Annotated in this window: 25 protein-coding genes and 1 riboswitch; of the genes, 15 read left to right on the top strand and 10 right to left on the bottom strand. The window is 72.0% G+C overall.

The features are described 5' to 3' along the window. Positions 1–16: 16 nt before the first annotated feature. Positions 17–757 (top strand): IclR family transcriptional regulator, encoded by a 741-nt coding sequence (locus KVT45_RS33515; protein ID WP_217552916.1) that lies wholly within the window; start codon positions 17–19, stop codon positions 755–757. Here KVT45_RS33515 and KVT45_RS33510 read toward each other — a convergent pair. From KVT45_RS33510 to KVT45_RS33495, 4 genes are read right to left on the bottom strand one after another with little or no spacing between them, the layout of a single operon-like run. Continuing rightward, positions 732–2,000: an FAD-dependent oxidoreductase gene (locus tag KVT45_RS33510; RefSeq protein WP_217552915.1), complete on the bottom strand. Its 1,269-nt coding sequence runs from the start codon at positions 1,998–2,000 to the stop codon at positions 732–734. The two genes, KVT45_RS33515 and KVT45_RS33510, sit on opposite strands and share 26 nt — an antisense overlap. A 31-nt stretch (positions 2,001–2,031) precedes the next feature. After that, positions 2,032–2,712 (bottom strand): maleylpyruvate isomerase family mycothiol-dependent enzyme, encoded by a 681-nt coding sequence (locus KVT45_RS33505; RefSeq protein WP_217552914.1) that lies wholly within the window; start codon positions 2,710–2,712, stop codon positions 2,032–2,034. Then, a complete protein-coding gene (locus KVT45_RS33500; RefSeq protein WP_217552913.1) occupies positions 2,709–3,623 on the bottom strand; it encodes a fumarylacetoacetate hydrolase family protein in 915 nt (304 codons plus the stop codon). Before KVT45_RS33500 ends, KVT45_RS33505 begins: the two co-directional genes overlap by 4 nt. After that, positions 3,620–4,834: a cupin domain-containing protein gene (locus KVT45_RS33495; protein ID WP_217552912.1), complete on the bottom strand. Its 1,215-nt coding sequence runs from the start codon at positions 4,832–4,834 to the stop codon at positions 3,620–3,622. Before KVT45_RS33495 ends, KVT45_RS33500 begins: the two co-directional genes overlap by 4 nt. A gap of 41 nt (positions 4,835–4,875) precedes the next feature. Between KVT45_RS33495 and KVT45_RS33490 the strand changes: the two genes are divergently transcribed. The 5 genes from KVT45_RS33490 (at position 4,876) to KVT45_RS33470 (ending at position 11,204) form a co-directional block, all read left to right on the top strand. Further along, entirely contained in the window at positions 4,876–5,646 is a 771-nt protein-coding gene (locus KVT45_RS33490; protein ID WP_217552911.1) for an IclR family transcriptional regulator, read from the top strand. Between the two features lie 124 nt (positions 5,647–5,770). Continuing rightward, positions 5,771–6,006, top strand: a riboswitch (cobalamin riboswitch). A gap of 155 nt (positions 6,007–6,161) precedes the next feature. Beyond that, the gene (gene metE / locus KVT45_RS33485; protein WP_217552910.1) at positions 6,162–8,471 is read left to right on the top strand and encodes a 5-methyltetrahydropteroyltriglutamate--homocysteine S-methyltransferase; all 2,310 of its coding nucleotides are present in this window, start codon (positions 6,162–6,164) and stop codon (positions 8,469–8,471) included. Positions 8,472–8,564: 93 nt separating this feature from the next. Continuing rightward, positions 8,565–9,116, top strand: a complete 552-nt coding sequence (locus tag KVT45_RS33480; RefSeq protein ID WP_217552909.1) for a histidine phosphatase family protein — start codon at positions 8,565–8,567, stop codon at positions 9,114–9,116. 61 nt (positions 9,117–9,177) lie between these two features. Further along, the gene (locus KVT45_RS33475; RefSeq protein WP_217552908.1) at positions 9,178–9,531 is read left to right on the top strand and encodes a DUF6204 family protein; all 354 of its coding nucleotides are present in this window, start codon (positions 9,178–9,180) and stop codon (positions 9,529–9,531) included. A gap of 245 nt (positions 9,532–9,776) precedes the next feature. Beyond that, a complete protein-coding gene (locus KVT45_RS33470; protein WP_217552907.1) occupies positions 9,777–11,204 on the top strand; it encodes a hypothetical protein in 1,428 nt (475 codons plus the stop codon). Between the two features lie 7 nt (positions 11,205–11,211). Here the strand turns inward: KVT45_RS33470 and KVT45_RS33465 are convergent, their stop codons facing one another. Next, a complete protein-coding gene (locus tag KVT45_RS33465) occupies positions 11,212–11,646 on the bottom strand; it encodes a MazG nucleotide pyrophosphohydrolase domain-containing protein (protein ID WP_217552906.1) in 435 nt (144 codons plus the stop codon). A gap of 94 nt (positions 11,647–11,740) precedes the next feature. On the opposite strand from KVT45_RS33465, the gene KVT45_RS33460 reads away from it, so the two are divergent. Next, positions 11,741–12,739 carry a TAXI family TRAP transporter solute-binding subunit gene (locus KVT45_RS33460; protein WP_217552905.1) on the top strand — a complete coding sequence of 333 codons (999 nt, stop codon included), beginning with the start codon at positions 11,741–11,743 and terminating at the stop codon, positions 12,737–12,739. Positions 12,740–12,842: 103 nt separating this feature from the next. On the opposite strand, the gene KVT45_RS33455 is transcribed toward KVT45_RS33460, so the two are convergent. Continuing rightward, entirely contained in the window at positions 12,843–14,240 is a 1,398-nt protein-coding gene (locus KVT45_RS33455; RefSeq protein ID WP_217552904.1) for a HAMP domain-containing sensor histidine kinase, read from the bottom strand. A gap of 9 nt (positions 14,241–14,249) precedes the next feature. Further along, positions 14,250–14,933, bottom strand: a complete 684-nt coding sequence (locus KVT45_RS33450; RefSeq protein WP_217552903.1) for a response regulator transcription factor — start codon at positions 14,931–14,933, stop codon at positions 14,250–14,252. A gap of 317 nt (positions 14,934–15,250) precedes the next feature. On the opposite strand from KVT45_RS33450, the gene KVT45_RS33445 reads away from it, so the two are divergent. The 8 genes from KVT45_RS33445 to KVT45_RS33415 all read left to right on the top strand — a co-directional run bounded on the left by KVT45_RS33445 (position 15,251) and on the right by KVT45_RS33415 (position 21,723). Beyond that, positions 15,251–16,027, top strand: a complete 777-nt coding sequence (locus KVT45_RS33445) for an amino acid ABC transporter ATP-binding protein (protein WP_217552902.1) — start codon at positions 15,251–15,253, stop codon at positions 16,025–16,027. 72 nt (positions 16,028–16,099) lie between these two features. Beyond that, positions 16,100–16,936 carry a glutamate ABC transporter substrate-binding protein gene (locus tag KVT45_RS33440; protein WP_217552901.1) on the top strand — a complete coding sequence of 279 codons (837 nt, stop codon included), beginning with the start codon at positions 16,100–16,102 and terminating at the stop codon, positions 16,934–16,936. 172 nt (positions 16,937–17,108) lie between these two features. Beyond that, positions 17,109–17,774, top strand: coding sequence for an amino acid ABC transporter permease (locus KVT45_RS33435; RefSeq protein WP_217552994.1), 666 nt, complete (start codon positions 17,109–17,111; stop codon positions 17,772–17,774). Continuing rightward, positions 17,771–18,673, top strand: a complete 903-nt coding sequence (locus KVT45_RS33430) for an amino acid ABC transporter permease (RefSeq protein ID WP_217552900.1) — start codon at positions 17,771–17,773, stop codon at positions 18,671–18,673. The genes KVT45_RS33435 and KVT45_RS33430 overlap by 4 nt, the downstream gene beginning before the upstream one ends. A 236-nt stretch (positions 18,674–18,909) precedes the next feature. Next, complete coding sequence (locus KVT45_RS33425; RefSeq protein ID WP_217552899.1) at positions 18,910–20,547, top strand: FAD-dependent monooxygenase; 1,638 nt, start codon at positions 18,910–18,912, stop codon at positions 20,545–20,547. 63 nt (positions 20,548–20,610) lie between these two features. After that, positions 20,611–20,697 carry a putative leader peptide gene (locus KVT45_RS58490; RefSeq protein ID WP_350779852.1) on the top strand — a complete coding sequence of 29 codons (87 nt, stop codon included), beginning with the start codon at positions 20,611–20,613 and terminating at the stop codon, positions 20,695–20,697. 70 nt (positions 20,698–20,767) lie between these two features. Then, on the top strand, positions 20,768–21,316 hold the full coding sequence (locus tag KVT45_RS33420; RefSeq protein ID WP_308310932.1) for a cysteine dioxygenase: 549 nt from the start codon (positions 20,768–20,770) through the stop codon (positions 21,314–21,316). Then, positions 21,313–21,723, top strand: a complete 411-nt coding sequence (locus KVT45_RS33415) for a rhodanese-like domain-containing protein (protein WP_217552897.1) — start codon at positions 21,313–21,315, stop codon at positions 21,721–21,723. Before KVT45_RS33420 ends, KVT45_RS33415 begins: the two co-directional genes overlap by 4 nt. A gap of 135 nt (positions 21,724–21,858) precedes the next feature. On the opposite strand, the gene KVT45_RS33410 is transcribed toward KVT45_RS33415, so the two are convergent. From KVT45_RS33410 to recA, 3 genes are all read right to left on the bottom strand, one after another. Further along, positions 21,859–22,818 carry a sugar ABC transporter substrate-binding protein gene (locus tag KVT45_RS33410; RefSeq protein WP_217552896.1) on the bottom strand — a complete coding sequence of 320 codons (960 nt, stop codon included), beginning with the start codon at positions 22,816–22,818 and terminating at the stop codon, positions 21,859–21,861. 657 nt (positions 22,819–23,475) lie between these two features. Continuing rightward, on the bottom strand, positions 23,476–24,318 hold the full coding sequence (gene recX, locus KVT45_RS33405; protein ID WP_217552895.1) for a recombination regulator RecX: 843 nt from the start codon (positions 24,316–24,318) through the stop codon (positions 23,476–23,478). A 4-nt stretch (positions 24,319–24,322) separates the two neighbouring features. Further along, positions 24,323–25,453, bottom strand: a complete 1,131-nt coding sequence (gene recA, locus KVT45_RS33400) for a recombinase RecA (RefSeq protein WP_089104418.1) — start codon at positions 25,451–25,453, stop codon at positions 24,323–24,325. Positions 25,454–25,718: the final 265 nt, after the last annotated feature.

Raw genomic sequence — 25,718 nt, 5'->3', positions numbered from 1 at the left:
CAGCAGTCAGGGAAACATGCTCGACAAGGCAGTGGCGGTCCTGGACTGCTACCGCCCGAACGGCGGCGCGTTCCGTCTGACGGAACTGGCCGAGCGGTCCAAGCTGCCCAAGACCACCGTGTTCCGGCTCTGCGCCGAGCTGGTCCGGCTCGGCCTGCTGGAACGGGACGCGGAGACCTACCGGCTGGGCGGCGCCCTCTTCGAGCTGGGGTCGCTGGTGCCGCGCCGGCAGGATCTGCGGGAGGCCGCGCTGCCGTTCCTCCAGGACCTCTTCGAGGCCACCCACGAGACCGTGCACCTCGGGGTGCGCGAGGGCCACGAGGTGGTCTACGTCGAGCGCATCCACGGCCACGACGTGCTGCGGCTGCCGTCCCGGATCGGCGGCCGGCTCCCGCTGACCTGTACCGGGGTCGGCAAGGCCCTGCTGGCGTTCTCGGGCGCCGAGCTGGTCGAGGAGGTGCTGGCCGCACCGCTCCCCCGGCTCACCCCGCACTCGGTCACGGACCCCGCCCGGCTGCGCACGGCCGTCGAGCAGGCGCAGGTCGCGGGGCTCGCCTACGAGGAGGAAGAGGCCGCAGTGGGGGTCAGCTGCATCGCGGCACCCGTCTTCGACGGTCCCACGGCGGTCGCGGCGCTCTCGGTGGCCGTACCGTGCGGCCGGTTCCGGCCCGCGCAGCTGGCCCCGGCGGTACGGACGGCGGCACTGGGGCTGTCCCGGGCACTGCGCGGGGTCAGGCGTCCAGCGGGATCGGCGTGAACATGGCCGGCTCCTGGTCCGGGGTCAGGGCGGTCGGGCCGTACACCCAGTCGGTGAGACCGTAGTCGTACGTGTCCCGAGCCCGCATGACCGCGTTGCGCCGGAGGCGTTCCTCGCCTTCGAGGTGCCACAGCTCGCCCCAGGTGCGGGCGGTGGTCTGCACCCGGCGGCAGTGCTCGACCCGGACCGCCTGGTAGGCGGCGAGGGCCGCATCCCAGTCCGGGGCGGTACGGGTGAGATGGTGGGCGAGCACCCAGCCGTCCTCGATCGCCATGATCGCGCCCTGGGCCATGTACTGCAGCGGCGGATGCGCGGCGTCGCCGAGCAGGGCGACCCGGCCGTGCACCCAGGTGTCCACCGGGTCCCGGTCGAGCATCTGCCACCAGCGGTCCCGCCACATGAACGGGATGCCCTGGCGGACGGTGTCACAGGTGGCCTCGAAGGCCGCGTCGAGCTCCTCGGGCCCGCCCCACCGCGCGTCGCCCGCGGCACCCGCGGTCCCTGCGGCACCCGCATCGGCCGACGGCGACGCGAAGACGGCGACCTGGTTGAGCATCTCGCCGCCGCGCAGCGGGTACTGCACGAAGTGGCAGCGCGGCCCGACGTACACGACGACGTCCTTCTCCGCGACCCCGTTGCCCCGCACCCGCTCGATGGGCACGGCCGCCCGGTAGGCCACGTAACGCGAGCTGACCACGTCGTCGCCCACGAACTGCCGCCGTGCCACGGAGTGCAGTCCGTCGGCGGCGACGACCAGCGCGGCCTCCTCGGTACGGCCGTCCGCCAGCCGGATCCGGGCGCCGGCACCGGTGTTCTCGTACCCGACGACCTTCCGGCCGGTGCACAGCTCGACGCCGGCCGCCCGGCAGGCGCGCAGGAGGAGGGCGTGCAGGTCGCTGCGGTGGATGACCAGGTACGGGTAGCCGTACCGGCGTGCCAGGTCGGGCAGGTCGAGCCGGGTGAGTTCACGGGCGTCGAGGGCGTCGCGCATCACTATGGCCTCGGGGAGCACACCGAGGCTCCTGGCCTCGTCGAGCAGGCCGTAGTCGTCGAGGATGCGGGTGCAGTTGGGCGCGAGCTGGATGCCGGCGCCGACCTCGCCGAACTCCTCGGCGCGTTCGAGGACGCGCACCCGCAGTCCCGCCCGGGTGAGGGCGAAGGCGGTACTGAGGCCGCCGATGCCGCCCCCGACGACGAGGACGTCGGGGCGGTGCGGGCCGGTGGGGGGTGTGGGTGCGGTCATGGTCTCTTCCTTGCGTACCGGGGCAGGCTGCTCAGAGCCAGGGGGTCAGGACGGGCGCGCCGTCGAAGGGGGCCGGGCGGCCGGTGAGGTAGGCGGCGATCTCGGGGAGTCCGCCGGTGAGTTCGGCCGGCCCGCCCGGGCCCGGCAGCTCCCAGCGGTGGCCGTCGGACCGCAGGACGAGGGCCGGGCCGGTGGCCGCGGCGGCCCGTTTGGCGACCGCGTCGTCGCAGAGCGCGGCGAGGAAGCCGGCCGGGAGGCCGGCGAAGGACACCCCGGTGGCGAGGTCGACGGCGTGCACGCACACCTCGCGGGCGCGCAGCCAGGGCAGTTCGGTGGCCGGGACGGTACGGCCCTGGCCGGTCACGACCGGCGACCGCCACTGGACCCCGTCGAGCGCGTCCATGGCGTCGGCGAGGGTGTCGGCCGACCGCCGCAGCCATGCGGTCAGTTCGGCCGCGGGCCGCCGGGCACCGTGCTCGATGCCGGCGGCGCGCTCCTCGGGCGAGGCGTACATCGGGGTCGGCTCGCCGGTGGCGGCCCAGTGCACGAGGTTGCCCAACGCGTCGGCGTTGGCGGCCACATGGGCGACCAGGTGGCTTCGGGTCCAGCCGGGCAGCCCGCTGGGCGGGTCCAGGTCGGCGTCGGCGGCCTTGAGGAACAGCTCGGTGCCGGACCGGGCCCAGCGCCGGGCGTCCGCGAGGGTACGGCTCATCGGGCGGACGTCTCCCGTACGACCCGGTTGGCCAGCCGCCCGATGCCCGCGATCTCCGTGACGACGGTCTCGCCGCCCAGCAGGAAGCGCTGCGGCTCGCGGGCCTGGCCGACCCCGCCGGGCGTGCCGGTGGCGATGAGGTCGCCGGGGTTGAGCCGGACCATCGTCGACACGTACTCCACCAGCGCGACCGGGTCGAAGAGCAGGTCCCCGGTGGAGTCGGACTGCATCACCTCGCCGTCGACGGCCAGCCGGATGTCGAGCGCGGGCCGGACACCGCCCGGCAGTTCGTCCGGGGTGACGAGATACGGCCCGACCGGCGTGCTGGAGTCCCACGCCTTGCCCTGAAGCCACTCCCGGGTGCGGAACTGCCAGTCCCGGCAGGTGATGTCGTTGAGGACGGTGAACCCGGCGATCGCCGCCGCGGCCTCGGCCCCGCGTGCCCGCCGTACCGTCCTGCCCACCACGACGGCGAGTTCGGCCTCCCAGTCGAACTGCCCGGTCTCCTCCGGCCGCACGATGTCGTCGCCCGCACCGATCAGGCAGTCCGCGAACTTCGCGAACAGGGTAGGGTGTTCGGGCAGGTCGCGGCCCATCTCCTGAATGTGGTTGCGGTAGTTGAGGCCGACGCACACCACCTTGGAGGGGGCGGGGACGACGGGGGCGAAGTCGGCGCCGGCCAGCGGGTAGGCCGGGCCGGTCGCCGCGGCGGCGAACTCCCGCCAGCCGTCCTGGCGCAGCACGGCACCCACGTCCGGGAGGCCGAGGTCGACCAGCGTCCCGCCGGCCCCGCCGGGCTCGCCGCTCTGGCCGCTCTGGCCGCTCTCGCCGCTCTCGCCGCTCTCGCCGCTCTCGCCGTCGAGGCGTACGGCCCGGGTGGTGGCGCCGGTGCGGAGGGTCGCGAGCTTCATCGGGTGGTTCCTTCCACGTGCGTGCGGTTGAGCCGGAGGGCCTCGAAGACCGGGGAGTCGCTGAACCGGAACAGGTCCAGCGCGCCGGAGTCGGAGTCGGTCGCCCCTGCCTCGGAGCGGACCGACAGCGGCTGCCAGGAGGGCACGACGAACAGGTCGCCGCGCGTGACGGACCAGGACGTCTCCCCGACGGTGACCGTGCCGGAGCCGTCGAAGACCTGGTACACCGACGAACCGGTCTCGCGGACGGGCGCGGTCTCGGTGCCGCGCGTGACGCGGTGCATCTCGGCGCGGACGGTGGGCAGCACGTCGGCGCCGGTCGCCGGGTCGGTGAAGCGGACGGCCGCGTGGCCCGGCTCGACGGTGCCGGCGAACCCCTCGGACTCCAGCGCGAGCTGGTCGGCGAGGGCGCGGTCGGTGTGCTCCCAGCGGTAGGCCAGGAGGGGGGTGCCGGGGGCGGCGGCCTCGGCTGCCTCGGTGGCCGCCACCGGACTGAGGCCCGGATGCCCCCACAGGCGCTCGGAGCGCGAACGCTCCGGGGTGATCCGCTCGGCGTCGCTGATCTCGTCCCGGCCGAACTCGAAGAACTGCGACTCGGTGAGGTACTGGAACGGGATGTCCAGCCCGTCGATCCAGGCCATCGGCTCGGCGGTGGCGTTGTGGTGGGCGTGCATGTGCCAGCCGGCCTGCGGCAGGAAGTCGCCCCGCCGCATCGCGACCGGGTCGCCGCCGACGACCGTCCACACGCCCTCGCCCTCCACCACGAACCGGAAGGCGTGCTGGGTGTGGCGGTGCTCGGGGGCGTCCTCGCCGGGCATCAGGTACTGGATCGCGGCCCACAGGGTCGGCGTCGCGAAGGGCCGGCCGCCGAGTGCCGGGTTGGCGAGCGCGATGGCCCGGCGCTCGCCGCCGCGGCCCACCGGAACCAGGTCGCCGGACCGCGCGGCCAGGGCGCGCAGCTGCTGCCAGCGCCATACGTGGGGCACGGCCCGGGAGCGCGGGTGGGCCGGCATGAGGTCGCCGATCTCGGTCCACAGCGGGACGAGGAGCTCCCGCTCGAAGCCCCGGTACAGCTCTTCGAGGGCCGGGGTGACCTCGGGCTGCCCCGGCGCCGCGGCGGCCCGGAGGCGCACCGGGGAGTCCGTGGCCCGGTCTGGGGTAAAGGTCTGCGTCACAACCCTCAGGGTGCGCCGTGTCCACCTGGAAGACATGGAGATTCTGGAGAACAGAATCCCGTGTCTACTCTGGAGGGATGGACAAGCCGCTGAAGAATCCGCCGCCGTACGCCATCGCGAGTGTCGACCACGCGCTGCGCGCCGCGGCGATGCTCCAGCTGGAGGGCGGGCTGACCGTGTCGCAGATCGCCGAGCGGCTGGGCGTGGCCCGGTCCACCGCGCACCGGCTGCTGGCGATGCTCGTGTACCGGGACTTCGCCGTCCAGGACGAGGACCGGATCTACCGCGCCGGGCCGGTCCTGGAGCTGGCCGCGCACTCGCAGTCGCAGGTGTCGCGGCTGCGGGCGGTCGCGCTGCCGCATCTGCGGCGGCTGGTCGAGGTGGTGGAGGAGACGGCCAACCTCGTCATCCGCACGGGCGACTCCGTCCGGTTCATCGCCAGTGTGGAGTGTGCGCGGGTGCTCCGGGTGGGGTCCCGGGAGGGGATGGTGTTCCCGGCGCACCGGACCACGGGCGGACTGCTGCTGCTGGCGGACCTGCCGGAGGAGCAGCTGGCTGAGGTGTACGCGGAGGAGCGGTACCGGGACCGGCCGACCGAGCGGCCGGACCTCGCCGGGCTGCGGCGGGAGCTGGCGCGGGTGCGGCGGGGTGGCTTCGCCGTGAACCGGGAGCGGTCGGAGCGGGGGCTGGTCGCGGTGGGGGTGCCGGTTCGGGGGGCCGACGGGAGGGTGGTGGCGGGGGTTTCGGTCTCGCTGCCGAGCGTGCGGTATGAGAAGGGCCGGCTGGGGGAGTTGGTGGCGGCCTTGGGTGGAGTGGTTCGGGGGATCGAGGAGGAGTTGTCCGCCTAGGGATCGGGAGGGTCTTGTTGGAGGGCGACTGCGGGTAGTCGGGGGCTGGTCGCGCCCACGCGGCGGAGCCGCATATCGACGACGCCCCGCGCCCCTTTCGGGGCGCTTCCCTCACGTGGGTCGTAAGGTGGACCCCGCAGCTGGTTCGTCCCGTTCGCCAGACGGGATGTCGTAAGAGGGAACCCGGTGTGAGTCCGGGACTGCCCCGCAGCGGTGAGTGGGAACGACCGCCGTCATACGCACTGGATCCACCGGATCCGGGAAGCGACGGCCAGTAGGGGTCTCGTACGACTAGGTACGACTTTGTACGACGAGACGCGCCCGCGAGTCCGAAGACCTGCCAACTGCCCGTGTGCGAACCACTCGTGCGCGGACATCCCGGTGACCTCGTGGGCGGGTCGGCGTGCAGGTCGGACGGACGGTCGGGTACGACCGTCGCCGTCCGGTTCGTCACCCCTTCGCGCTCTCGTCCCGTCGCCGGGATCTCAGGGAATCGTCTCGCGAAGGAGATCTCCGTGACAGCCAAGTCCGCAGCCGCGGCAGCCCGGGCCACCGTGTACGGCTACCCCCGCCAGGGGCCGGCCCGGGAACTGAAGAAGGCGATCGAGAGCTACTGGAAGGGCCGGATCACCGCCGACGCCCTGCGTGCCACCGCCGCCGAACTGCGCCGCTCCACCTGGCGGCAGGTCGCCGAGGCCGGCATCCACGAGGTGCCGACCGGTGACTTCTCGTACTACGACCACGTCCTCGACACCACCGTGATGGTCGGCGCCGTCCCCGAGCGGCACCGCGCCGCCGTCGACGCCGACGCCCTGGACGGCTACTTCGCCATGGCCCGCGGTACCCAGGACATCGCGCCGCTGGAGATGACGAAGTGGTTCGACACCAACTACCACTACCTGGTACCGGAGTTGGGCCCGGACACCGTCTTCGCCGCGAACTCCGCCAAGCAGGTGGGCGAGTTGCGGGAGGCGCTGGCCCTCGGGCTCGCCACCCGTCCGGTGCTGGTCGGCCCGGTCACCTACCTGCTGCTCGCCAAGCCGGCGCCCGGCGTGCCCGCCGGCTTCGACCCGCTCACCCTCCTCGACCGGCTGCTCCCGGTGTACGCCGAGGTCCTCGCCGACCTGCGGGCGGCCGGCGCCGAGTGGGTGCAGCTCGACGAGCCCGCCCTGGTCCAGGACCGCACCCCGGCAGAGCTGGCCGCCGCCGCCCGCGCCTACCGCGACCTGGGCGCCCGCACCGACCGGCCGAAGCTCCTGGTCGCCTCCTACTTCGACCGGCTCGGCGAGGCCCTGCCGGTGCTGGCCAAGGCCCCGGTCGAAGGGCTCGCCCTCGACTTCACCGGGGCGGCGGCCGCCAACCTGGACGCCCTGGCCGCCGTCGGCGGGCTGCCCGGAAAGCGGCTGATCGCCGGTGTCGTCAACGGCCGCAACATCTGGGTCAACGACCTGCCGGCGTCCCTCACCACCCTCGGCACCCTGCTGGGCCTCGCCGACCAGGTCGACGTGGCCGCCTCCTGCTCCCTCCTGCACGTGCCGCTGGACACGGCCGCCGAGCGGGACATCGCACCGCAGATCCTGCGCTGGCTGGCCTTCGCGAAGCAGAAGACCGCCGAGATCGTCACCCTCGCCAAGGGCCTCGCCCAGGGCCCCGACACCATCGCCGCCGAACTCGCCGCCAACCGCGCCGACCTGGCCTCCCGGGCGGGTTCGCCGATCACCCGCGATCCCGCCGTCCGCGCCCGGTGTGCCGCCGTCACCCCGGCCGACGCCCGCCGCTGCCAGCCGTACGCCGAACGCTCCGCCGCCCAACGCGCCCACCTTCGGCTGCCGTTGCTGCCAACGACGACCATCGGATCGTTCCCGCAGACCGGCGAACTGCGCACCGCACGGGCGGACTTGCGGGCGGGCCGGATCGACACGGCCGGGTACGAGGAGCGGGTCAGGGCCGAGATCCGGGAGGTGGTCGCCTTCCAGGAGAAGGCCGGTCTGGACGTCCTGGTGCACGGCGAACCCGAACGCAACGACATGGTCCAGTACTTCGCCGAGCAGCTGACGGGGTACCTGGCCACCCAGCACGGCTGGGTGCAGTCGTACGGCACCCGGTACGTGCGCCCGCCGGTCCTGGCCGGTGACATCTCCCGCCCCGAGCCGATGACGGTGCGCTGGACGTCGTACGCGCTGTCGCTCACCGACCGCCCGGTCAAGGGCATGCTGACCGGGCCGGTGACCATGCTGGCCTGGTCGTTCGTCCGGGACGACCAGCCGCTCGGCGACACCGCCCGGCAGGTCGCCCTCGCCCTGCGCGACGAGGTGAACGACCTTGAGGCCGCGGGCACTTCGGTCATCCAGGTCGACGAGCCCGCGCTGCGCGAGACCCTGCCACTGCGGGCCGCCGACCGGGCCGGGTATCTGGCGTGGGCGACCGAGGCGTTCCGCCTGACGACCGGCGGAGTCCGTCCGGAGACCCAGATCCACACGCACATGTGCTACGCCGAGTTCGGCGACATCGTCCGGGCCATCGACGACCTCGACGCGGACGTCATCAGCCTGGAGGCGGCCCGCTCGCACATGCAGGTCGCCCGCGAGCTCGCCGCACACGGCTATCCGCGCGAGGCGGGACCCGGGGTCTACGACATCCACTCGCCCCGGGTGCCGAGCCCGGCCGAGGCCGCCGACCTGGTGCGGACCGGCCTGCGGGCCATCCCCGCCGAACGGCTCTGGGTCAACCCCGACTGCGGGCTGAAGACCCGCGGCTGGCCGGAGGTCCGGGCCTCCCTGGAGAACCTGGTCGCGGCGGCACGTTCGGTGCGTGCGGAGCTGTAGCCGGGTCCTGGTGCGGGTGCCGGACGGCGTACTGTCGTGCGCGTCCGGCGCCCGCCGCCGACACCTGACGGACGACCATGGAGAAACCGCCCCGTGACCTGCCGAGTCATCCTCATAGCCCCGGCCTTCACCCCCTCGCTGCGGCGGGCCCGCTTCTACGACGGCGACTCGATCGAGAACCCCGGGACGGTGGCACTGTCCCTGCCGGCCGCGGGCGAGGTGGTCCACTCCCCCGGCGTGCGCTGCCGGGAGACGGCGGCCGCGCTGGGCCTCGACGCCTCGGCGGAGCCCGAGCTGTCGGGCCTGGACGCGGGCCGTTGGCGGGGCCGGACGCTGGAGGAGCTCGGCGCCGCCGAACCCGACGCACTGCTCCAGTGGCTGACCGACCCGGGGGCCGCGCCCCACGGGGGCGAGTCGGTACGGGAGTTGTGCGCGCGGGTCGCCGGGTGGCTGGACCGGACGGGCCTGACCATCGGAAGGACGATCGCCGTGGTGGAGCCGGAGGTGGTGCGGGCCATGGTGCTGCACGTGCTGGGGGCACCCGAAGCAGCGTTCTGGCGCGTGGACACCCCGCCGCTGTCGGCGACGGAGATCACGGGCGGGCCCGGTCGCTGGAACCTGCGGCTCGGCCAGGTCGGCGGGTAACCGCGGCGGGGCGCCGGAAATGCGGTGGAGCGGTGCGCCGCGTCCTGCCTAGGGTCGCGCCATGACCACCCGCATCTTCCGCGTCACCGTCCGCGGCGTCTTCGACGGCCTCAACGCCGGCCAGCGCGCCGAACTGCTCTCCCGGGCCGCCGAGCACGACGTGCTGCGCGCGGCCTTCACGCCCGAGGGCCACCTCAGTTACGACATCAACGCCCGCCCGGCCTTCACCTTCCGCTTCCAGGACAGCGGGGAGGAAGAGGAGGACATCCTGGAGGCGACCGAGCGCGCCGAGGAGGCGGCCAGGGCATGGCTGGCCGAGCGCGGCTACGGCTACAAGAACCTCAGGTCCAGCGCGGAGGACCTCTCCCAGGCACCCCTCGGCAAGCGGCAGCGCAGGGCGGCCGCGCAGGGCTGACGGCCGCGCTGCGGCAGGGCGGACCCCTCGCGGAAACGGCCACGGCGGCCTGAAGTCGCCGTGGTTCAGGTCACGTCGGGATGTGACCTGATTGCGGAGTTCCCATGTCGGAGGCGTGGCATGCTCGGGGCCACATCGAGTTACCGACCAGTTCTACCTGTCGGTAACAAAGAACGGTGTTCCTTTGCCACCCCCCACCCTCAGGACCGACCTTGCGCAGACGCACGAGGCCAGGGCATGCCCTCATGCCCGCCTTCGCCGTGACCGCCCTTCTCCTCGCCGCCGGCTGCTCCTCGCCGCAGCACCAGACCTCCGCCGGCGACCGTTCCCGGGAGACCGCCCGGGTCTCCGACGGTGCCACCGCCGCCGCCCGCACGGACGGCCAGGCGCTCGCCGTCGCCGCCGCACCCGCCGCGACCGCGACCACGGCCGCCGGCTCGGCGGGGAAGGGCCGGCCGGCCCATCGCACCACGCTCAGCGTCAGCTCGTACGACGGCAAGACCCGACGGGCCGTCATATCAAGTGCCGCGAAAGGGAATTCGGCGGGGAAGGGACATACGGCTGCCCCGGCCGTCTCCCCCAGCCCCACGCCATCGGCCTCCGCCTCGGCCTCCGCTTCGGCCCGGCAGGCCGCCGTCGGTGACGTCATCGCCAGTACCCCCGCGCCCGGCGCCCCGGACGGACTGCTCGCCAAGGTGACCAAGGTGCTCGGCGAGACCGACGCGGGCACCGAGGTGCAGACCGAGCCCGCCACCCTCGACGCCCTCCTCGGCGACGACACCGCCAAGGGCACCGTGCCCGTCGACCCTGCCGCCTTCGACGTCGACAAGCTGCTGCCCGACGTCAAGGTGTCCTGGTCCCGGTCCGCTGACGCGCACGTCGGTCCCGAGGGCGCCACCGTGCCGCTCGGCAGCCTCCGGCTCGACGTCAGCACCGAGGTACCGGCCCCCGAAGGCTCCCCGGCGTCCGCCGCGGCCTCGGTCTCCGGCTTCGTCCAGGTCGCGCCGCAGGTCGACTTCGCCTACGGCGGCGCGGGCACCGGCACCGCGCCCGGCTCCGCCTACCTCGGCGTCTCCGGCGACTGGGACTCCGGCTGGGCGGTCAAGGGGCGGGCGGCGGCCACGGCCACCCCGCTGCGCATCCCGTTCGCCAAGCTGCACGCCGACCCGGTCCTCCAGGTCGGCGTGGTCCCCGTCGTCGTCAACCTCGACCTGACCTGCTATCTCCAGGTGAGCGGCGACGGGAAGATCACCGTGGACGTGGAGCAGAACCTGAAGGGCGACTTCAAGGCGGGCGGCACCTTCGGCACGGCCCAGGGCTGGACGCCGGTCAGCAGCTCGACCATGACGAGCACGCCGGTGCGCACCTCGGTGACGACCGCGGGCAGCGTCAGGACCACGCTCGGCGCCGAGGCCTCCGTCGGCCTCTACGGCAGCGTCGGCGTCACCGCCGACCTGGCGCCGTACCTGCGCGGTGAGGCGACCGGCACGGTCACCGCCACCTCCGCCACCCCGGGCGCGGACGTCCAGGGCGCCTGGAACCTGTACGGCGGTGTCGACCTCTCCGGCACCCTCCGCCTCCAGCTGTCGGTCTTCGGCACACCGGTGCTGGAACGGGGCATCCCGCTGGGCGCCCTGCACCGCGAGTGGAAGCTGGCGGGCGACGGCCTCTGACCCCGGGTCAGGCCGCGCCGCCCGGTATCCAGCCCTGGCCGCGCAGCACCGCCGAGACGTCCGGCGCCCGGTAGTGCTCGCCCTTGAGCACCTTGCCGTCGGCCCGGCGGGCCACCTGCCCGTCGGGCCCCAGCTTGCTCATGTTGGACCGGTGGATCTCGGCGAGCACCGCGTCGAGGTCGATCCCGTGCACCAGCGCGGTGCCGTACGCCACGTAGACCACGTCCGCCAGCTCGTGCGCGAGCCGGTCGAGGGGCCCGTCCACCGCGACCTCGGCGACCTCCGCGGCCTCCTCGGCGAGCAGTTCCCCCCGGTGCGCGGCCAGTTCGGGGGACACCTCGGCCGGCGTGGTGCGGGCGTCCAGACCGAAGGCGTGGTGGAACTCCCGGACGAGGCGGGCGGGCGAGGTACCGGTCGGGGCACCGGGGACGGAACTGGTCATGCGAACGACTCTAGCCGCCGCCACTGACAGTCCGGGTCCGCCGCCCTGCCCCCGGCCCTGGTCAGGACCGTGCCCTGCTGGCAGGATCGCGCGCATGCCCAAGGTCTTCCTCCGTATCGGCAGGCGCCGCGCGCTCCAGGGCGCGGCCGCCTGCTTCGTCGCGTCCGGCCTGCTGCTGTGGTGGCTGCTGCCGCTGGGCGAGAAGCCGCCGACCGGGACGATCACCTTCAGCACCGGTACGCTGCGCGGCGTCTACCAGGAGTACGGCGAACGGCTGCGCACCGAGCTGGCCAAGGACATGCCGGGGCTGAAGGTGAAGCTGGTGCAGAGCAACGGGTCGTACGAGAACGTGCAGCGGGTGGCGACCGGCCGGGCCGACTTCACCATCGCGGCGGCCGACGCGGTGGAGACGTACGAACTGAACGACGGGCAGGGCGCCGGAAAGCTGCGCGGGGTGGCCCGGCTCTACGACGACTACGTCCAGCTCGTCGTGCCCAGCGACTCGGGTATCACCAGCGTCGCGCAGCTGCGGCACAAGCGGGTGGCGATCGGGCTGCCCGACTCGGGGGTCCGGCTGATCGCCACCCGGGTGCTCAGGGCCGCCGGGGTGGACCCGACGAAGGACATCACACCGGTGTCCGAGGGCATAGACACCGGCCCGGACCAGCTGCGGCGGGGCAGGATCGACGCGTTCTTCTGGTCGGGCGGGCTGCCGACCAAGGGGCTGCTGGACCTGGCCAAGAAGTTCAGCTTCACGTTCGTGCCGATCGGCGGGAGCCTCGTCACCAAGCTGCACACCGAGGGCGAGGCCGCGATCTACTACCGGGCGACCAACATGCCGGAGTCGGCGTACCCGTCGGTTCAACAGGGCACGGCGGTGCCCACGATCGCGGTGTCCAATGTCCTGATGACCCGCAAGGACATGGACCCGCGTCTCACCGAATGGGTGACCCGCACGGTCATCAAGAGCCGCGACGACATCGGCAACCACGTCCACTCGGCCCAGCTGGTGGATTTGCGCACAGCGATCTACACGGACCCGCTACCACTGCAGGAAGGGGCCAGGCGGTACTACCGCTCGGTGAAGCCATAACTGTGCAGCGCCCCTGATTGCAGCGCCCCGTCAGGGGCGCGGGGAACTGCGCGACAAGCCCCCACCGGCCCGCACCCGACCCACAACCGCACCCACCCCTCCGTCACCCACTCCGCGGCACCGAAACCGTCACCCGCAACCCCCGCGGCTCACCGTGCTCGTACGACAGCGACCCCCCACCCGTCGCCAGCAACGCCCGCGTGATCGACAGCCCCAGCCCCGACCCCTTCACGTTCTGGTGCCGCCCGCTCCGCCAGAACCGGTCCCCCACGCGCGCGAGCTCCTCATCCGTCAGCCCCGGCCCCGTGTCGGTCACCACGACCGTCGACACGTCACCGGCGGCGGTCACGGTCACGGTCACCGTGCCCCCCTCCGGTGAGAACTTGACCGCGTTGTCGATCACCGCGTCCAGCGCGCTGGACAGCGTGACCGGGTCGGCCCATCCGGTGGTCGGCGTGCAGTCCCCCGTCAGCCGGACCCCCTTCGCCGCGGCGGCCGGTGCCCACGCGGCGATCCGCTCCTCGGCCAGCCGCCCGATGTCGGTCAGCATCAGCTCCGCCTCGGCGTGCTCGGCCAGCGCCAGGTCGAGAAGGTCGTCCAGGACCTGCGCGAGCCGCTTGCCCTCGGTGCGGACCGAGGCGATCTCCTCGTTGTCCTCGGGGAGTTCGAGGGCGAGCAGTTCGATGCGCAGCAGCAGCGCGGAGAGGGGGTTGCGCAACTGGTGGGAGGCGTCGGCGACGAAGGCCCGCTGCTGCTCCAGCACGTCCTCGACGTTGTCCGCCATCTCGTTGAACGCCCGGGCGAGCCGCCTGAGTTCCGGCGGACCACCGGCCGCCGCGACCCGGGACTTGAGCCGGCCGCTGGCGATCGCGTGCGTGGTGGCGTCGAGGACCCGCACCGGCCGGAGCACCCACCCGGTCAGCCGGAGCGCCGCACCGACGGCGAGCAGCATCGCCGCGCACTCGCCGGCGCCGATGACCAGCCACTGGCGCAGGGTGCGGGAGCGCATCGGGCCGGTGGGCGAGTCGGTGACCACCACGGCGACGACGTCACCGTCCCGGATCACCGGCGAGGCCACGACCAGCCGGCTGCGCTGCCAGGGCCACACCTGCTCGGGGTCGTGGCTGCGGCGGCTGAGCAGGGCCTCGTCGAAGGCCTCCCGGACCTCGCCGGCCGTCGGGAGCACCCAGTCGTCGGGCGCGTTGGCCATGGAGGAGGCGTTCCGGTAGAAGACACCCGCGCGGATGCCGTAGACGCCGTAGTAGCTGGCCAGTTCGCGGCGCAGGGTCTCCAGGCGGTCGTCCGTGCGCGTGGGGCGCGCGGTGGTGGGCGTGTCGGTCACGAACTGGGCGAGGGCCGCGAACCGCGCGGTGTCGTCGATGCGGTCGACGACGACCTTCTGCTGCTGCGCGTAGGCCGTGCTGACGGCGAGCGGAACGCCGAGCGCGAGCAGCACGGCCGCCATCAGGACGATGAGCAGCGGAAGGAGACGTGTGCGCACCCGTCCCCGCTACGCGGCCGGGGCGACGAGCCGGTAGCCGACGCCGCGTACGGTCTCGATGAGCGCGGGCAAGCGCAGTTTGGCGCGCAGGGAGGCGACGTGCACCTCAAGGGTGCGGCCGGTCCCCTCCCAACTGGTGCGCCAGACCTCGCTGATGATCTGTTCGCGGCGGAAGACCACGCCGGGCCGCTGGGCGAGCAGCGCCAGCAGGTCGAACTCCTTGCGGGTGAGCTGGACGACCTTGCCGTCCACGCTGACCTGACGGGTGGGCAGTTCGATGCGGACGGGACCGAGCCGCAGCGCGCTGTCGCCGGCCGGGCCGTCCTCGTGGTGGGTGCGCCGGCTGACGGCGTGGATCCGGGCGAGCAGTTCCCCGGTGTCGTACGGCTTCACCACGTAGTCGTCGGCGCCGAGGTTGAGGCCGTGGATGCGGGAGCGGACGTCGGAGCGGGCCGTCACCATGATCACCGGGGTGCTGGTGCGCTTGCGGATCTTGCCGCAGACCTCGTAGCCGTCCTGGTCGGGCAGGCCGAGGTCGAGGAGGACGACGTCATAGCCGTCGCTGTCGGGGACGAGGGCCTGGAGTGCCTCCTCGCCGCTGCGGGCGTGGGTGACGGAGAACCCGTGCCGGGCCAGGACCGCGGAGAGCGCGGCGGCGACGTGGTTGTCGTCCTCGACGAGCAGCAGTCTCATTCCGGCCCCCTCCGGTTCAGCGGTCGTACGGTCGTGGTTCGTCGTCGGCTTGTCTGCGGAAAACCCGCGCATTGTAGAAAACGCGCGCACGCGCGTGTGCACAGGGCAGTCACGCTGATGGACGCCGACGGCGTCAAGTGGGTTCCCCCGACGCGCGGGTTCCGTTACCCGGCCGATACCCGGACAGCCGGTGGTGCTACGACATGTGTCCGGCTGCTACCGGATCGTGATGCTCAGATCTCCCTCAGATGTGATGACGCTGGTCATCTGCGAAAACTACATTCCTCCGCAACCGAGGAGGACGGAGCCCGAAAGCGATGACCGAAGTATCGGTGGCCAAGGAGGACTTGGCCGCGATCGACGAACTGGTCGCCCTGAAGAGCGTGAACAAGCACTTCGGCGCGTTGCACGTGCTCCAGGACATCGAGCTGACGATCGCCCGCGGCGAGGTCGTCGTGGTGATCGGACCTTCCGGGTCCGGCAAGTCCACTCTGTGCCGCACCATCAACCGCCTGGAGACCATCGACTCCGGAACGATCACGATCGACGGCCGGGCGCTGCCCCAGGAGGGCAAGGAGCTGGCCCGGCTGCGCGCCGACGTCGGCATGGTCTTCCAGTCCTTCAACCTCTTCGCGCACAAGACGGTGCTCGAGAACGTGATGCTCGGGCAGGTCAAGGTCCGCAAGGCGGACAAGAAGCAGGCCGAGGAGAAGGCCCGTACCCTGCTCGACCGGGTCGGCGTGGCCAGCCAGGCCGACAAGTACCCCGCACAGCTCTCCGGCGGCCAGCAGCAGCGTGTCGCCATCGCGCGGGCGCTGGCGATGGACCCGAAGGTCATGCTCTTCGACGAGCCGACCTCGGCCCTCGACCCCGAGATGATCAACGAGGTCCTGGAGGTCATGCAGCAGCTGGCCAGGGACGGCATGACGATGATCGTCGTCACCCATGAGATGGGCTTCGCGCGCTCGGCCGCGAACCGGGTGGTCTTCATGGCCGACGGCCGGATCGTCGAACAGGCCACGCCGGAACAGTTCTTCAGCAACCCGAGCAGCGACCGGGCCAAGGACTTCCTGTCGAAGATCCTGCACCACTGATCCGCACGGCGCTCCGAGTCGCGTCAACCGTCCCGCACGGACCTCGTCTTTCACCAGCAAAGGATGTTCATCATGCAGCTCCGCAAGGTCACCGCCGCCTCTGCCGCCGTGCTCACGCTCGCCCTGGCCGCCACGGCGTGCGGCAGCGGCGACAAGGACGACAGCGGTTCCTCGGGCGGCGGCAAGATCAAGGTCGGCATCAAGTACGACCAGCCCGGTCTGGGCCTCCAGGAGCCCGACGGTTCCTTCTCGGGCTTCGACGTGGACGTGGCCACCTATGTGGCGGGGCAACTCGGTTACAAGCCGAACCAGATCGAGTTCGTGCAGACCAAGAGCGCCGACCGGGAGAACGCCCTCGCGCGCGGCGACGTGAAGTTCATCGCGGCCACCTACTCGATCACCGACGAGCGCAAGGCGAAGGTCGACTTCGCCGGCCCGTACCTGCTGGCCCACCAGGACCTGCTGGTCAAGAAGGACTCGACCATCGCCAAGGGCGCGGACCTCAACGGCAAGAAGCTGTGTTCCGTGACGGGTTCGACCTCGGCGCAGAACATCCAGCAGACGATCGCCCCCAAGGCCAACCTCAAGGAGGTCAGCACCTACTCGGAGTGCATCGCCGGCCTCCAGAGCGGCTCCGTCGACGCGGTGACCACGGACGACTCGATCCTCGCGGGCTTCGCCGCACAGGACAAGTACAAGGGCCAGTTCAAGCTCGCCGGCCTGAAGCTGAGCAACGAGAACTACGGCATCGGCGTCAAGAAGGGCGACTCCACGACCGCCGACAAGATCAACAAGGCGCTGGAGAAGATGGTCAGCGACGGATCCTGGCAGAAGGCCGTCGACAAGAACTTCGGCCCGGCGAGCTACAAGAACGAGCCTGCCCCGAAGATCGGCGTGATCGTCAAGTAAGGCATCAGGTAAGGCGGAACCCGCGCGTATCGCACGTGGCGCGGAATCCCGCCGACGCAGGAATCCGGCAGGTTCACGCACGGTTCCTCGGGCGCGCCGCCCGTCACCGCTTCCCCGGCGGCGGCGCGCCATGCCCTTCACGTACGCCACACACCCGGAAGCGCGGGAAATCGTGTTCGACTTTCTTCAAGGCTACGACGTCCTAGGGGCGTTCTGGACGACGGTGAAACTGACCGTCTTCTCCGCCGTCGGCTCCCTGGTCTGGGGCACCCTGCTGGCCGCGATGCGGGTCAGTCCGGTCCCGCTGATGCGCGGATTCGGCACCGCCTACGTCAACATCGTCCGGAACATCCCCCTGACGGTCATCATCATTTTCACCTCGCTCGGCCTCGCCGACATCTTCGGCGTGACACTCGGCGCCTCCGACTTCAAGGTGCAGGGCTTCCGCCTCGCGATACTCGGCCTGAGCGCCTACACCGCGGCCTTCGTCTGCGAGGCGATCCGCTCGGGCATCAACACCGTGCCCGTCGGACAGGCCGAGGCGGCCCGCGCGATCGGGCTGAACTTCTCGCAGACCCTGCGGCTGATCGTGCTGCCGCAGGCCTTCCGCGCGGTGATCGGCCCGCTGGCCAACGTCATGATCGCGCTGACCAAGAACACCACGGTGGCGGCCGCGATCAGCGTCGCCGAGGCCGCCGCCCTGATGAAGACGATGATCGAGAACGAGGCCCAGACGCTGGCCATCGGCGCGGTCTTCGCCTTCGGCTTCGTGGTCCTGACCCTCCCGACCGGCCTGTTCCTGGGCTGGCTCGCCAAGCGCCTGGCGGTGAAGCGATGAGCTCCGTCCTGTACGACACCCCGGGGCCCCGCGCCAAGCGGCGCAACCTGCTGCTCTCCGTCGTCTTCTTCCTGCTCCTCGCCCTGCTGGTCTGGTGGGTCTGGCAGAAGCTGGACGACAAGGGCCAGCTGAAGTGGGACCTGTGGCAGCCGTTCACCACCTCCGAGGCGTGGACCACGTATCTGCTGCCGGGCCTCGGCAACACCCTCAAGGCCGCGGCGCTCGCCATGGTGATCGCCCTTCCGCTGGGCGCGGTCTTCGGCATAGCCCGCATGTCCGACCACGCCTGGGTGCGGATCTCGGCGGGCTGGGTCGTGGAGTTCTTCCGCTCGATCCCGGTCCTGCTGCTGATGCTGTTCGCCCAGGAGTTCTACGTCCGTTCCACCGACGTCGGCAGCGACGAACGGCCGCTGTACGCGGTCGTCACCGGCCTGGTGCTCTACAACGCCTCGGTGCTCGCCGAGGTCGTACGGGCCGGTGTCCTCTCGCTTCCCAAGGGGCAGACGGAGGCGGCGTACGCCATCGGGCTGCGCAAGGGGCAGACGATGACCGGCATCCTGCTGCCGCAGGCGGTCACCGTGATGCTGCCGGCCATCGTCAGCCAGCTCGTGGTGGTCGTGAAGGACACCGCGCTGGGCGGTGTGATGCTGCAGTTCACGGAGCTGCTCACGGCACGCGGCACGCTGGCCGCCAACTACGCCAACGTCATTCCCAGCTTCGTCGTCGTCGCGGTCGTCTTCATCCTGCTGAACCTCGCGCTCACCACGTTCGCCTCCTGGCTGGAGCGCCGGCTGCGGCGCAGCAAGCGGGGCACGGGCGCGGTCCTCGGCGCCGAGGACATCCAGGACCTGAACGCGGCCGAGGTGGCCGGCGCCTACGGCTCGGGAGCATCCGCCTGACCCGGAGTCAACCCACGCACCGGGTACGGAGGCGGCGGCCGCACGGTCGCCGCCTCCGCCGCGTTCCAGCGGCCTGACGGGCTCCGCGCGCCCGCCATGCTGACGTGTCCCCGGGTGCGCCGCTTGACCGGGTGGCGCCCAGTCTGTTGCATACGTTCTGTGATCGTGCACCCTGCTCCACCCACCTGTTCACCCATCTCCGCCGGGACTTGCGTACGGGCAGGGGGCGCCGCGCCGTGGACCCGGTGATCATCGTCGGAGCGGGGCCCGTCGGGCTCACGCTCGCCCTGGCGCTGGCCCGCCAGGAGGTGCCGTCCGTCGTCCTGGACGAGGGTCCGGGCAAGGACGAGCCGCGCCCCGCGCGCTCGGTGGTGCTCCGTGAGGACACCGCCGCCCTGGTGACGCGCCTGTCCGGGGCCCCGCTGGACGACCTGGGCGCCCGCTGGACCGGCTGGCGGTCGATGCGGCGCCGGCAGGTGATGCGCGAGGTCGTCTTCGACGACGCCGGCGAGCCGTCCCCGCTGCACATCGCACAGCACGTGCTGACCAACGCCCTGCGCGCCGCGATCGCCGACGAACCACTGGTCAGGCTCGTCACCGACAGCCGTCTGGACACCATCGAGCAGGAGCGCTCCGGAGTCACCGCGCACACCCGGGGTCCGAAGGCCACCTGGTGGCGCGGCAGCTACCTGGTGGGCTGCGACGGCCCCCGCTCGACCGTGCGCAAGCTCCTGGACATCCGCTTCCCGGGCCGTACGGCGGTGGAACGGCACGCGGTCGCCGCGCTGCGCACGGAACTTCCGTGGCCGGGTCAGGCGTTGCTCCATCGGACACCGCCGTGGCGGATGTCCGGGCCCTCGGCCGGGGAGGTGACCGCCCGCCCCCTCCCGGACGGCGTGTGGCGCCTGGACTGGCTGCTGCCGCCCGGCAAGGACCTGGTCACGCCCGAGCTGCTCGTGACCCGGATCCGCGAGACCCTCGCGGGCTGGACGGACGGCACCACCCCGCCGTACGACCTGCTCGACACCGGAGTCCACACCGTGCACCACCGCCTCGCCCGCAGGTGGCGGGTGGGCCGGGTGTTCGTCGCCGGGGACGCGGCGCACCTGCTCGGCGCGCTCGGGACGCACGGGCTCGACGAGGGGCTGCGGGACGTCGACAACCTCGCCTGGAAGCTGGCCCCGGCCTGGCACCACGGCCCGCACGAGGCGCTCCTTGACAGCTACCAGACCGAGCGGCGCGCGGCGGTCGCCGGCCGGCTGCGCGCCGCCGACCAGGTACTGCCGGTGCTGCGCAGCGGTGGCGGGCTGCGCGGGTTCGTGCCCGGCGCGTCCCGGGGGCACGACGCGCTCCTCACGGACGGTCACTTGGGGCGCGGCCCGCTCGGCGCGCCGGGGGCGTACGCCGACTCGCCCCTCGCACCCCGGCACCTGGAGCACGAGATCCCGGTCGACACCCCGCCGGGCGCACCGGTCACCGATGTCCGGGTCACCGCGGAGGACGGCACCTTCGTACAGCTCCGCTCACGGCTCGGCCGCTGCGCGCTGCTCGTCGTCCTCATCGCGCCCGGTACCGGCGTATGGGACCGCAAGCACTGGGTCTCCGCCGGGATCATGCCCCGGCTCGCGGCGGCCGTGACCGCGCTGCCGCACCCCGCCGAGCTGCTGGTCGCCGAGGCCTACCCGGGCGCACCGGCGCACACCGTGCTGCTCGTGCGCCCCGACGGCCATCTGGTCACCGCTCTCAACGGGGTCCGCCCGGCCGATCTGTACGCGGCGGCCGAGGCGACGCTGGGCGGCAAGGACCAGGGGACGACCGAGCAGACGGAGCAGAGGGCGGAGACGGAGGCGGAGGCCGGTTCCCCCGCGCGGTGACCGAGCTGTCCACATTCTGACGGTGAGTTGACCGGCCCGCACCGGCGTGGTGTACTCCGCATCGTGAACGACACCACTGTGCGCCTGTGGCGGAAGGTCCATGTGGACCTGGTCCGCTATGCGGGCTGCGTGTGTCTTCCGTCCTGCTGATTTCGCATTCCTCTTCTCTCCGGGCGCCGTCTGCGCCCGCTTCTGCGAACCCTCATCAGGATCGGTGCACGTGTCTGCCTCCCTCTCTTCGTCCTCCGTTTCCCCGTCCGCCGCTGCGCCCGGCGCCACGCCCACCCAGGCGGACCTCCTCGACTTCGTCCGGCGTACGGCCGCCGACGCCGAGCTGATCGCCTCGCTCCCGCTCGACCCCGAGGGCCGCACCTGGGTACGGCTCGACGGCCCCGCCGGCAGCGAGGCCTGGCTGATCGGCTGGCCGCCCGGCTCCGGCACCGGCTGGCACGACCACGCCGAGTCGGTCGGCGCCTTCCTCACCGCCACCGGCGAGCTGAAGGAGTACTCACTGGCCACCCGGCTGCCCACCGACGGCTGGAAGACCCTGGAACTCTCCGAGGGCGTCGACCGCGAGCGCCGGCTGCCCAGCGGAAAGGGCCGTGCCTTCGGCCGTGACCACGTCCACGAGGTGCTCAACGAGTCCGCCGAGCACCACGCGGTCTCCGTCCACGCCTACTACCCGCCGCTGCCGCGGATCCGCCGCTACAGCCGCTCCGGGCAGGTGCTGCGCCTGGAGCAGGTCGAGCGCCCGGAGGACTGGCAGTGAGCGGCGCGGAACCGGTGGAGCCGCGCCCGGTGGGCATCGACGAGCTACTGGAGCGGGTGCGCGAGGGCTACCGGCGCATCGAGGCGCAGGAGGCGTACGACGCGGCGCAGGCCGACGAGGCCCTGCTCGTCGACATCCGGTACGCGGCGCTGCGCGAGCGGGACGGGGTGATACCCGGTGCCCTCGTCATAGAGCGCAACGAACTGGAGTGGCGTCTGGATCCCCAGGGCAGCCACAAGACCCCCGAGGCCACCGGCCATGACCTCCAGGTCGTCGTGATCTGCAACGAGGGCTACGCCTCCAGCCTGGCCGCCGCCTCCCTGCACCAGCTGGGCCTGCACCGGGCGACGGACCTGGTCGGCGGCTTCCAGGCGTGGAAGGCGGCGGGCCTGCCGGTCACGCCCTGAGGCGAAGGCCCCGTCTGTCACCTGTCCGGCGGTTTCGCCGCCCACCGGCTCCGCCCGCCGCCCACCGGCTTGCTCCGCCGGACAGGCCCGGTCATCCGCGAGCCCGCTCATCCGCAGGCCCCGCCGTCCGCGGGCCTAGTCGTCCGCGGGGCAGTACACCGGGGCGATGTCCGCGTCGTCCTTGGTGACCAGCTTGATCCGCGCCTTGGCGATCTTGTCAACCTTCTCGTCACGCAGCAGGGCGATGGTGTTCTCCACCGCCAACTGACCCATGTCGGCGGCCGAGTTGGAGACCGTCGCGGCGAACCGCCCGTCCTTGAGGGCCGCCAGCCCCTCGTCCGTGCCGTTGACGGTGACGATCCTCACGCCCGTGGCTCCGGCCGCGTCGAACGCCTTGCGCACGCCGAAGGCCATCTCCTCGTTGGCGACGAACGCGTAGTCCAGGTCGGGATGGGCCTTGATCATGCCCGCGGCGACGCTCCTCGCCTTGGCCGCGTCGAACATGCCCGGCCGGTCGGCGACCACCTTCGCGTTGGCCGGCAGCGCCTTGGTGAAGCCGCCGACGAGCAGGTCGGAGGCGGCGCCGGGCGCCCCGGCGACCACCCCGACCCGCACCTGGCGTCCGGCCGCGGCGTCGGCGACCCACCCGGCGTCCAGTTCGCCCACCTCCTTCAGGTCCACCACGACCGCCCCGAGGATGTCGGAGGGATCGGCGTCGACCGAGGTCAGGAAGACGGGGATGTGCGCGCTCCGGGCCTTCGCGATGTCCTTCTCCAGGGCGTCGGTGCTCACCGTCTGGATGATGATCACGCCCACCCTGCGCGCGATCATGTCCTCGATGTTGGACAGCTCCTGTGCCGCGTCCTGATGCGAGTCGACCGTGATGATCTTGGCGAAGTTGTCCTTGGCCGTCCGCACCACGGCCCGCTGCAGACAGGTGTGGAACTGGGTGGACCCTCCGTTCACGAACCCGATCACCAGCGGGCCGTCGTCGCCGCTCGCCGGGGTCGACCCGAACCCACAGCCGCCCAGCCCCAGCCCGGCCACGAGACCGAACACGGCCAGGGCGCTTCGGGTGCGAGCAGTTCCGGGCATGGCGGGGCCGCCTTTCGGGCGCAGGAACTCACCGGCGCATCAGGGGAGTTGCCGACGTACGGAGGTCCCGGCGGGTGGCGGGACCGGGCGAAGCTACCGCCACCCCAAACAGAACGAACCCGCCTGCGCGCGCACGCTAAGAGTGCGCACGCCGTAGCCACCGCTGGGGACGCGAACCCAATCCTTCGAAGGTCGGGGACTTTCAAAAGGCGTGCCGGCTCCGCTGTCCCGGTAGACCCTCATCGAAGCCATATCCGAATCGCGGCAAGGGTGACCATGAAGCTTCTGCTTACCGACTCCGGTGTCAGGAACGCGAGCATGCTGGCGGCACTGGTCGGTCTCCTGGGCAAACCGATCGCCGAGGCCGACGCCCTCTGCATCCCCACCGCAGGGTACGGGGGCCCGTTCGGGGATCCGGGCGGGCCATGGCGTTTCATCAGCGGGCGGTCCCCCAGTCCCATGACCGAGTTGGGGTGGAGGTCGGTGGGCGTGCTGGAGCTGGCCTCCCCGTCCTGGAGCTCGCCGTGCCGGGGCCGGAGCATGAGTCCGGGGCCGAAGCGGTCCTCGCCGGCACCAGGAGTGCGTTGACCGGGCCGCCCGCGCCGCACGAGTGGGCGGGCGCGCCACTGCCCCACCCCCTCCGAGGCCGCCGCCCCGTCAGAAGTCCCCGTCCTCCAGGAACTCCGTGTCCTCGCCCTCCTCCTCCAGGGCGCGCCGGACGACCCGTAGGGCCATGCCCTCGGAGTACCCCTTGCGGGCGAGCATGCCGGCGAGACGGCGGATGCGCTTGTCGCGGTCGAGGCCCCGGGTGGAGCGGAGCTTGCGGGCGACGAGTTCGCGGGCCGTGTCCTCCTCCTGCTCGGAGTCGAGCTGGGCGACGGCCTCGTCGATGAGCGCCGACTCGACGCCCTTGGTGCGCAGTTCCTGGACGAGTGCGCGCCGGGCCAGTCCCCGGCCGTGGTGCCGGGACTCCACCCAGGCGTCCGCGAACGCGCTGTCGTTGATCAGCCCGACCTCCTCGAACCGCGACAGCACCTCCTCGGCGACATGGTCCGGGATCTCCCGCTTGTGCAGGGCGTCCGCGAGCTGTTTCCGGGTGCGCGGGGTCCCGGTGAGCAGGCGCAGACAGATCGCCCGCGCCCGCTCAGCCGGGTCCGCTGGAGGTTCCCCCCGCTCGGCCCTCGACAAGGAGGAGGAACCCCCGTCCTCACCGGACGGCTCCCCGAAGCCACGCCGACGGCGCGTCCCGGGCTTCCGCGAGCCACGGCCGGGTGACCCGTGCCCGCGGGGACCGGCCGGACCGTCGTACGAACCGTCGTCGTACGAACCGCCGTCCCGGTACGTGCCGCCCTCGCCTGTGCCGCCCCCGTAGTTGCCACCGCCCGTGCCGTAGGCCTCGTCACCGTCCCCGGCGGAGCCCGGGTCGCCCTCGGTGCCCCTCCCCCGTGGGGCACCGGGGGACGTGTACTCGTGGTCGGCCCAGTCGGTTCGTCGTGTCACGGTGTCAGCTCTTGGCGGTGGCGGCCTTGGGCTTGGTGACCTTGGCGGCGGCCGGGGCAGGCACCGTCTTCGCCGCGTCGTCCGTGGCCGCGGTGGTGACCGCCGCGTCCGCGCCCGGCTCGGCTGCGGGCTGCTCCGGACGGACGCCGACGCCCAGCTTCTCCTTGATCTTCTTCTCGATCTCGTTGGCCAGGTCGGGGTTGTCCTTGAGGAAGTTGCGCGCGTTCTCCTTGCCCTGGCCGAGCTGGTCGCCCTCGTACGTGTACCAGGCACCGGCCTTGCGGACGAAGCCGTTCTCCACGCCCATGTCGATCAGGCCGCCCTCGCGGCTGATGCCGTGGCCGTAGAGGATGTCGAACTCGGCCTGCTTGAAGGGCGGCGCGACCTTGTTCTTGACGACCTTGACCCGGGTGCGGTTGCCGACCGCCTCGGTGCCGTCCTTCAGGGTCTCGATGCGGCGGATGTCGAGTCGCACCGAGGCGTAGAACTTCAGCGCGCGGCCACCGGTCGTGGTCTCCGGGGAGCCGAACATCACGCCGATCTTCTCGCGGAGCTGGTTGATGAAGATCGCGGTGGTCTTGGACTGGTTGAGCGCACTGGTGATCTTCCGCAGCGCCTGGCTCATCAGGCGGGCCTGGAGACCGACGTGGCTGTCGCCCATCTCGCCCTCGATCTCCGCGCGCGGGACGAGCGCGGCGACGGAGTCGATGACGATGAGGTCGAGGGCGCCGGAGCGGACCAGCATGTCCACGATCTCCAGGGCCTGCTCGCCGTTGTCCGGCTGGGAGAGGATCAGGTTGTCGATGTCGACGCCGAGCTTCTGCGCGTACTCGGGGTCGAGGGCGTGCTCCGCGTCCACGAACGCGACCTGACCGCCCGCCTTCTGCGCGTTGGCCACGGCGTGCAGGGTCAGGGTCGTCTTGCCGGAGGACTCCGGTCCGTAGATCTCCACGACCCGGCCGCGCGGCAGACCACCGACGCCCAGGGCGACGTCGAGCGCGGTCGACCCGGTCGAGATGACCTCGATGGGCTCCTTCGTCCGGTCACCCATGCGCATGACCGCGCCCTTGCCGAATTGCCGTTCAATCTGTGCGAGCGCGGCGTCGAGCGCCTTCTCGCGGTCGGTTCCTGCCATGGGTTCCACCCGGTTTGCTTGAGTCGATCGCTTCACGTCAAAGACGCTAACGCCTGCCACTGACAATGCGCCCCGACGCCGGTTCGGCCTGTGGACAACTCGGGGACTTATCCACCGAAAACGTGTCGAACTGCCGCTGGAGTCCCCACCGGGAGCCTCACCGGAGCCTCCATAAGAATGGATGTTCGATTTTCGTGTCAAGCGCACCACGCGGTACTCCCGCCACTTCCCCACAGGGTGCTCACCCACCGCTCGGGACACGGAG

The organism is Streptomyces sp. GbtcB6 (genome assembly GCF_019091475.1).
GTDB lineage: Bacteria > Actinomycetota > Actinomycetes > Streptomycetales > Streptomycetaceae > Streptomyces > Streptomyces hyaluromycini.
This window is presented reverse-complemented; position numbering and strand designations above follow the sequence as displayed.

What these genes read in the sequence shown, in the direction of transcription:
- KVT45_RS33495 (WP_217552912.1), bottom strand. Translation starts at nt 4,834, where the DNA reads ATGTCTTCCAGGTGGACACGGCGCACCCTGAGGGTTGTGACGCAGACC.
- KVT45_RS33430 (WP_217552900.1), top strand. Translation starts at nt 17,771, where the DNA reads ATGAGCTCCGTCCTGTACGACACCCCGGGGCCCCGCGCCAAGCGGCGC.
- KVT45_RS33500 (WP_217552913.1), bottom strand. Translation starts at nt 3,623, where the DNA reads ATGAAGCTCGCGACCCTCCGCACCGGCGCCACCACCCGGGCCGTACGC.
- KVT45_RS33440 (WP_217552901.1), top strand. Translation starts at nt 16,100, where the DNA reads ATGCAGCTCCGCAAGGTCACCGCCGCCTCTGCCGCCGTGCTCACGCTC.
- KVT45_RS33475 (WP_217552908.1), top strand. Translation starts at nt 9,178, where the DNA reads ATGACCACCCGCATCTTCCGCGTCACCGTCCGCGGCGTCTTCGACGGC.
- KVT45_RS33505 (WP_217552914.1), bottom strand. Translation starts at nt 2,712, where the DNA reads ATGAGCCGTACCCTCGCGGACGCCCGGCGCTGGGCCCGGTCCGGCACC.
- KVT45_RS33465 (WP_217552906.1), bottom strand. Translation starts at nt 11,646, where the DNA reads ATGACCAGTTCCGTCCCCGGTGCCCCGACCGGTACCTCGCCCGCCCGC.
- KVT45_RS33450 (WP_217552903.1), bottom strand. Translation starts at nt 14,933, where the DNA reads ATGAGACTGCTGCTCGTCGAGGACGACAACCACGTCGCCGCCGCGCTC.
- KVT45_RS33460 (WP_217552905.1), top strand. Translation starts at nt 11,741, where the DNA reads ATGCCCAAGGTCTTCCTCCGTATCGGCAGGCGCCGCGCGCTCCAGGGC.
- KVT45_RS33470 (WP_217552907.1), top strand. Translation starts at nt 9,777, where the DNA reads ATGCCCGCCTTCGCCGTGACCGCCCTTCTCCTCGCCGCCGGCTGCTCC.
- recA (WP_089104418.1), bottom strand. Translation starts at nt 25,453, where the DNA reads ATGGCAGGAACCGACCGCGAGAAGGCGCTCGACGCCGCGCTCGCACAG.
- KVT45_RS33510 (WP_217552915.1), bottom strand. Translation starts at nt 2,000, where the DNA reads ATGACCGCACCCACACCCCCCACCGGCCCGCACCGCCCCGACGTCCTC.
- KVT45_RS33445 (WP_217552902.1), top strand. Translation starts at nt 15,251, where the DNA reads ATGACCGAAGTATCGGTGGCCAAGGAGGACTTGGCCGCGATCGACGAA.
- KVT45_RS33410 (WP_217552896.1), bottom strand. Translation starts at nt 22,818, where the DNA reads ATGCCCGGAACTGCTCGCACCCGAAGCGCCCTGGCCGTGTTCGGTCTC.
- KVT45_RS33490 (WP_217552911.1), top strand. Translation starts at nt 4,876, where the DNA reads ATGGACAAGCCGCTGAAGAATCCGCCGCCGTACGCCATCGCGAGTGTC.
- KVT45_RS33515 (WP_217552916.1), top strand. Translation starts at nt 17, where the DNA reads ATGCTCGACAAGGCAGTGGCGGTCCTGGACTGCTACCGCCCGAACGGC.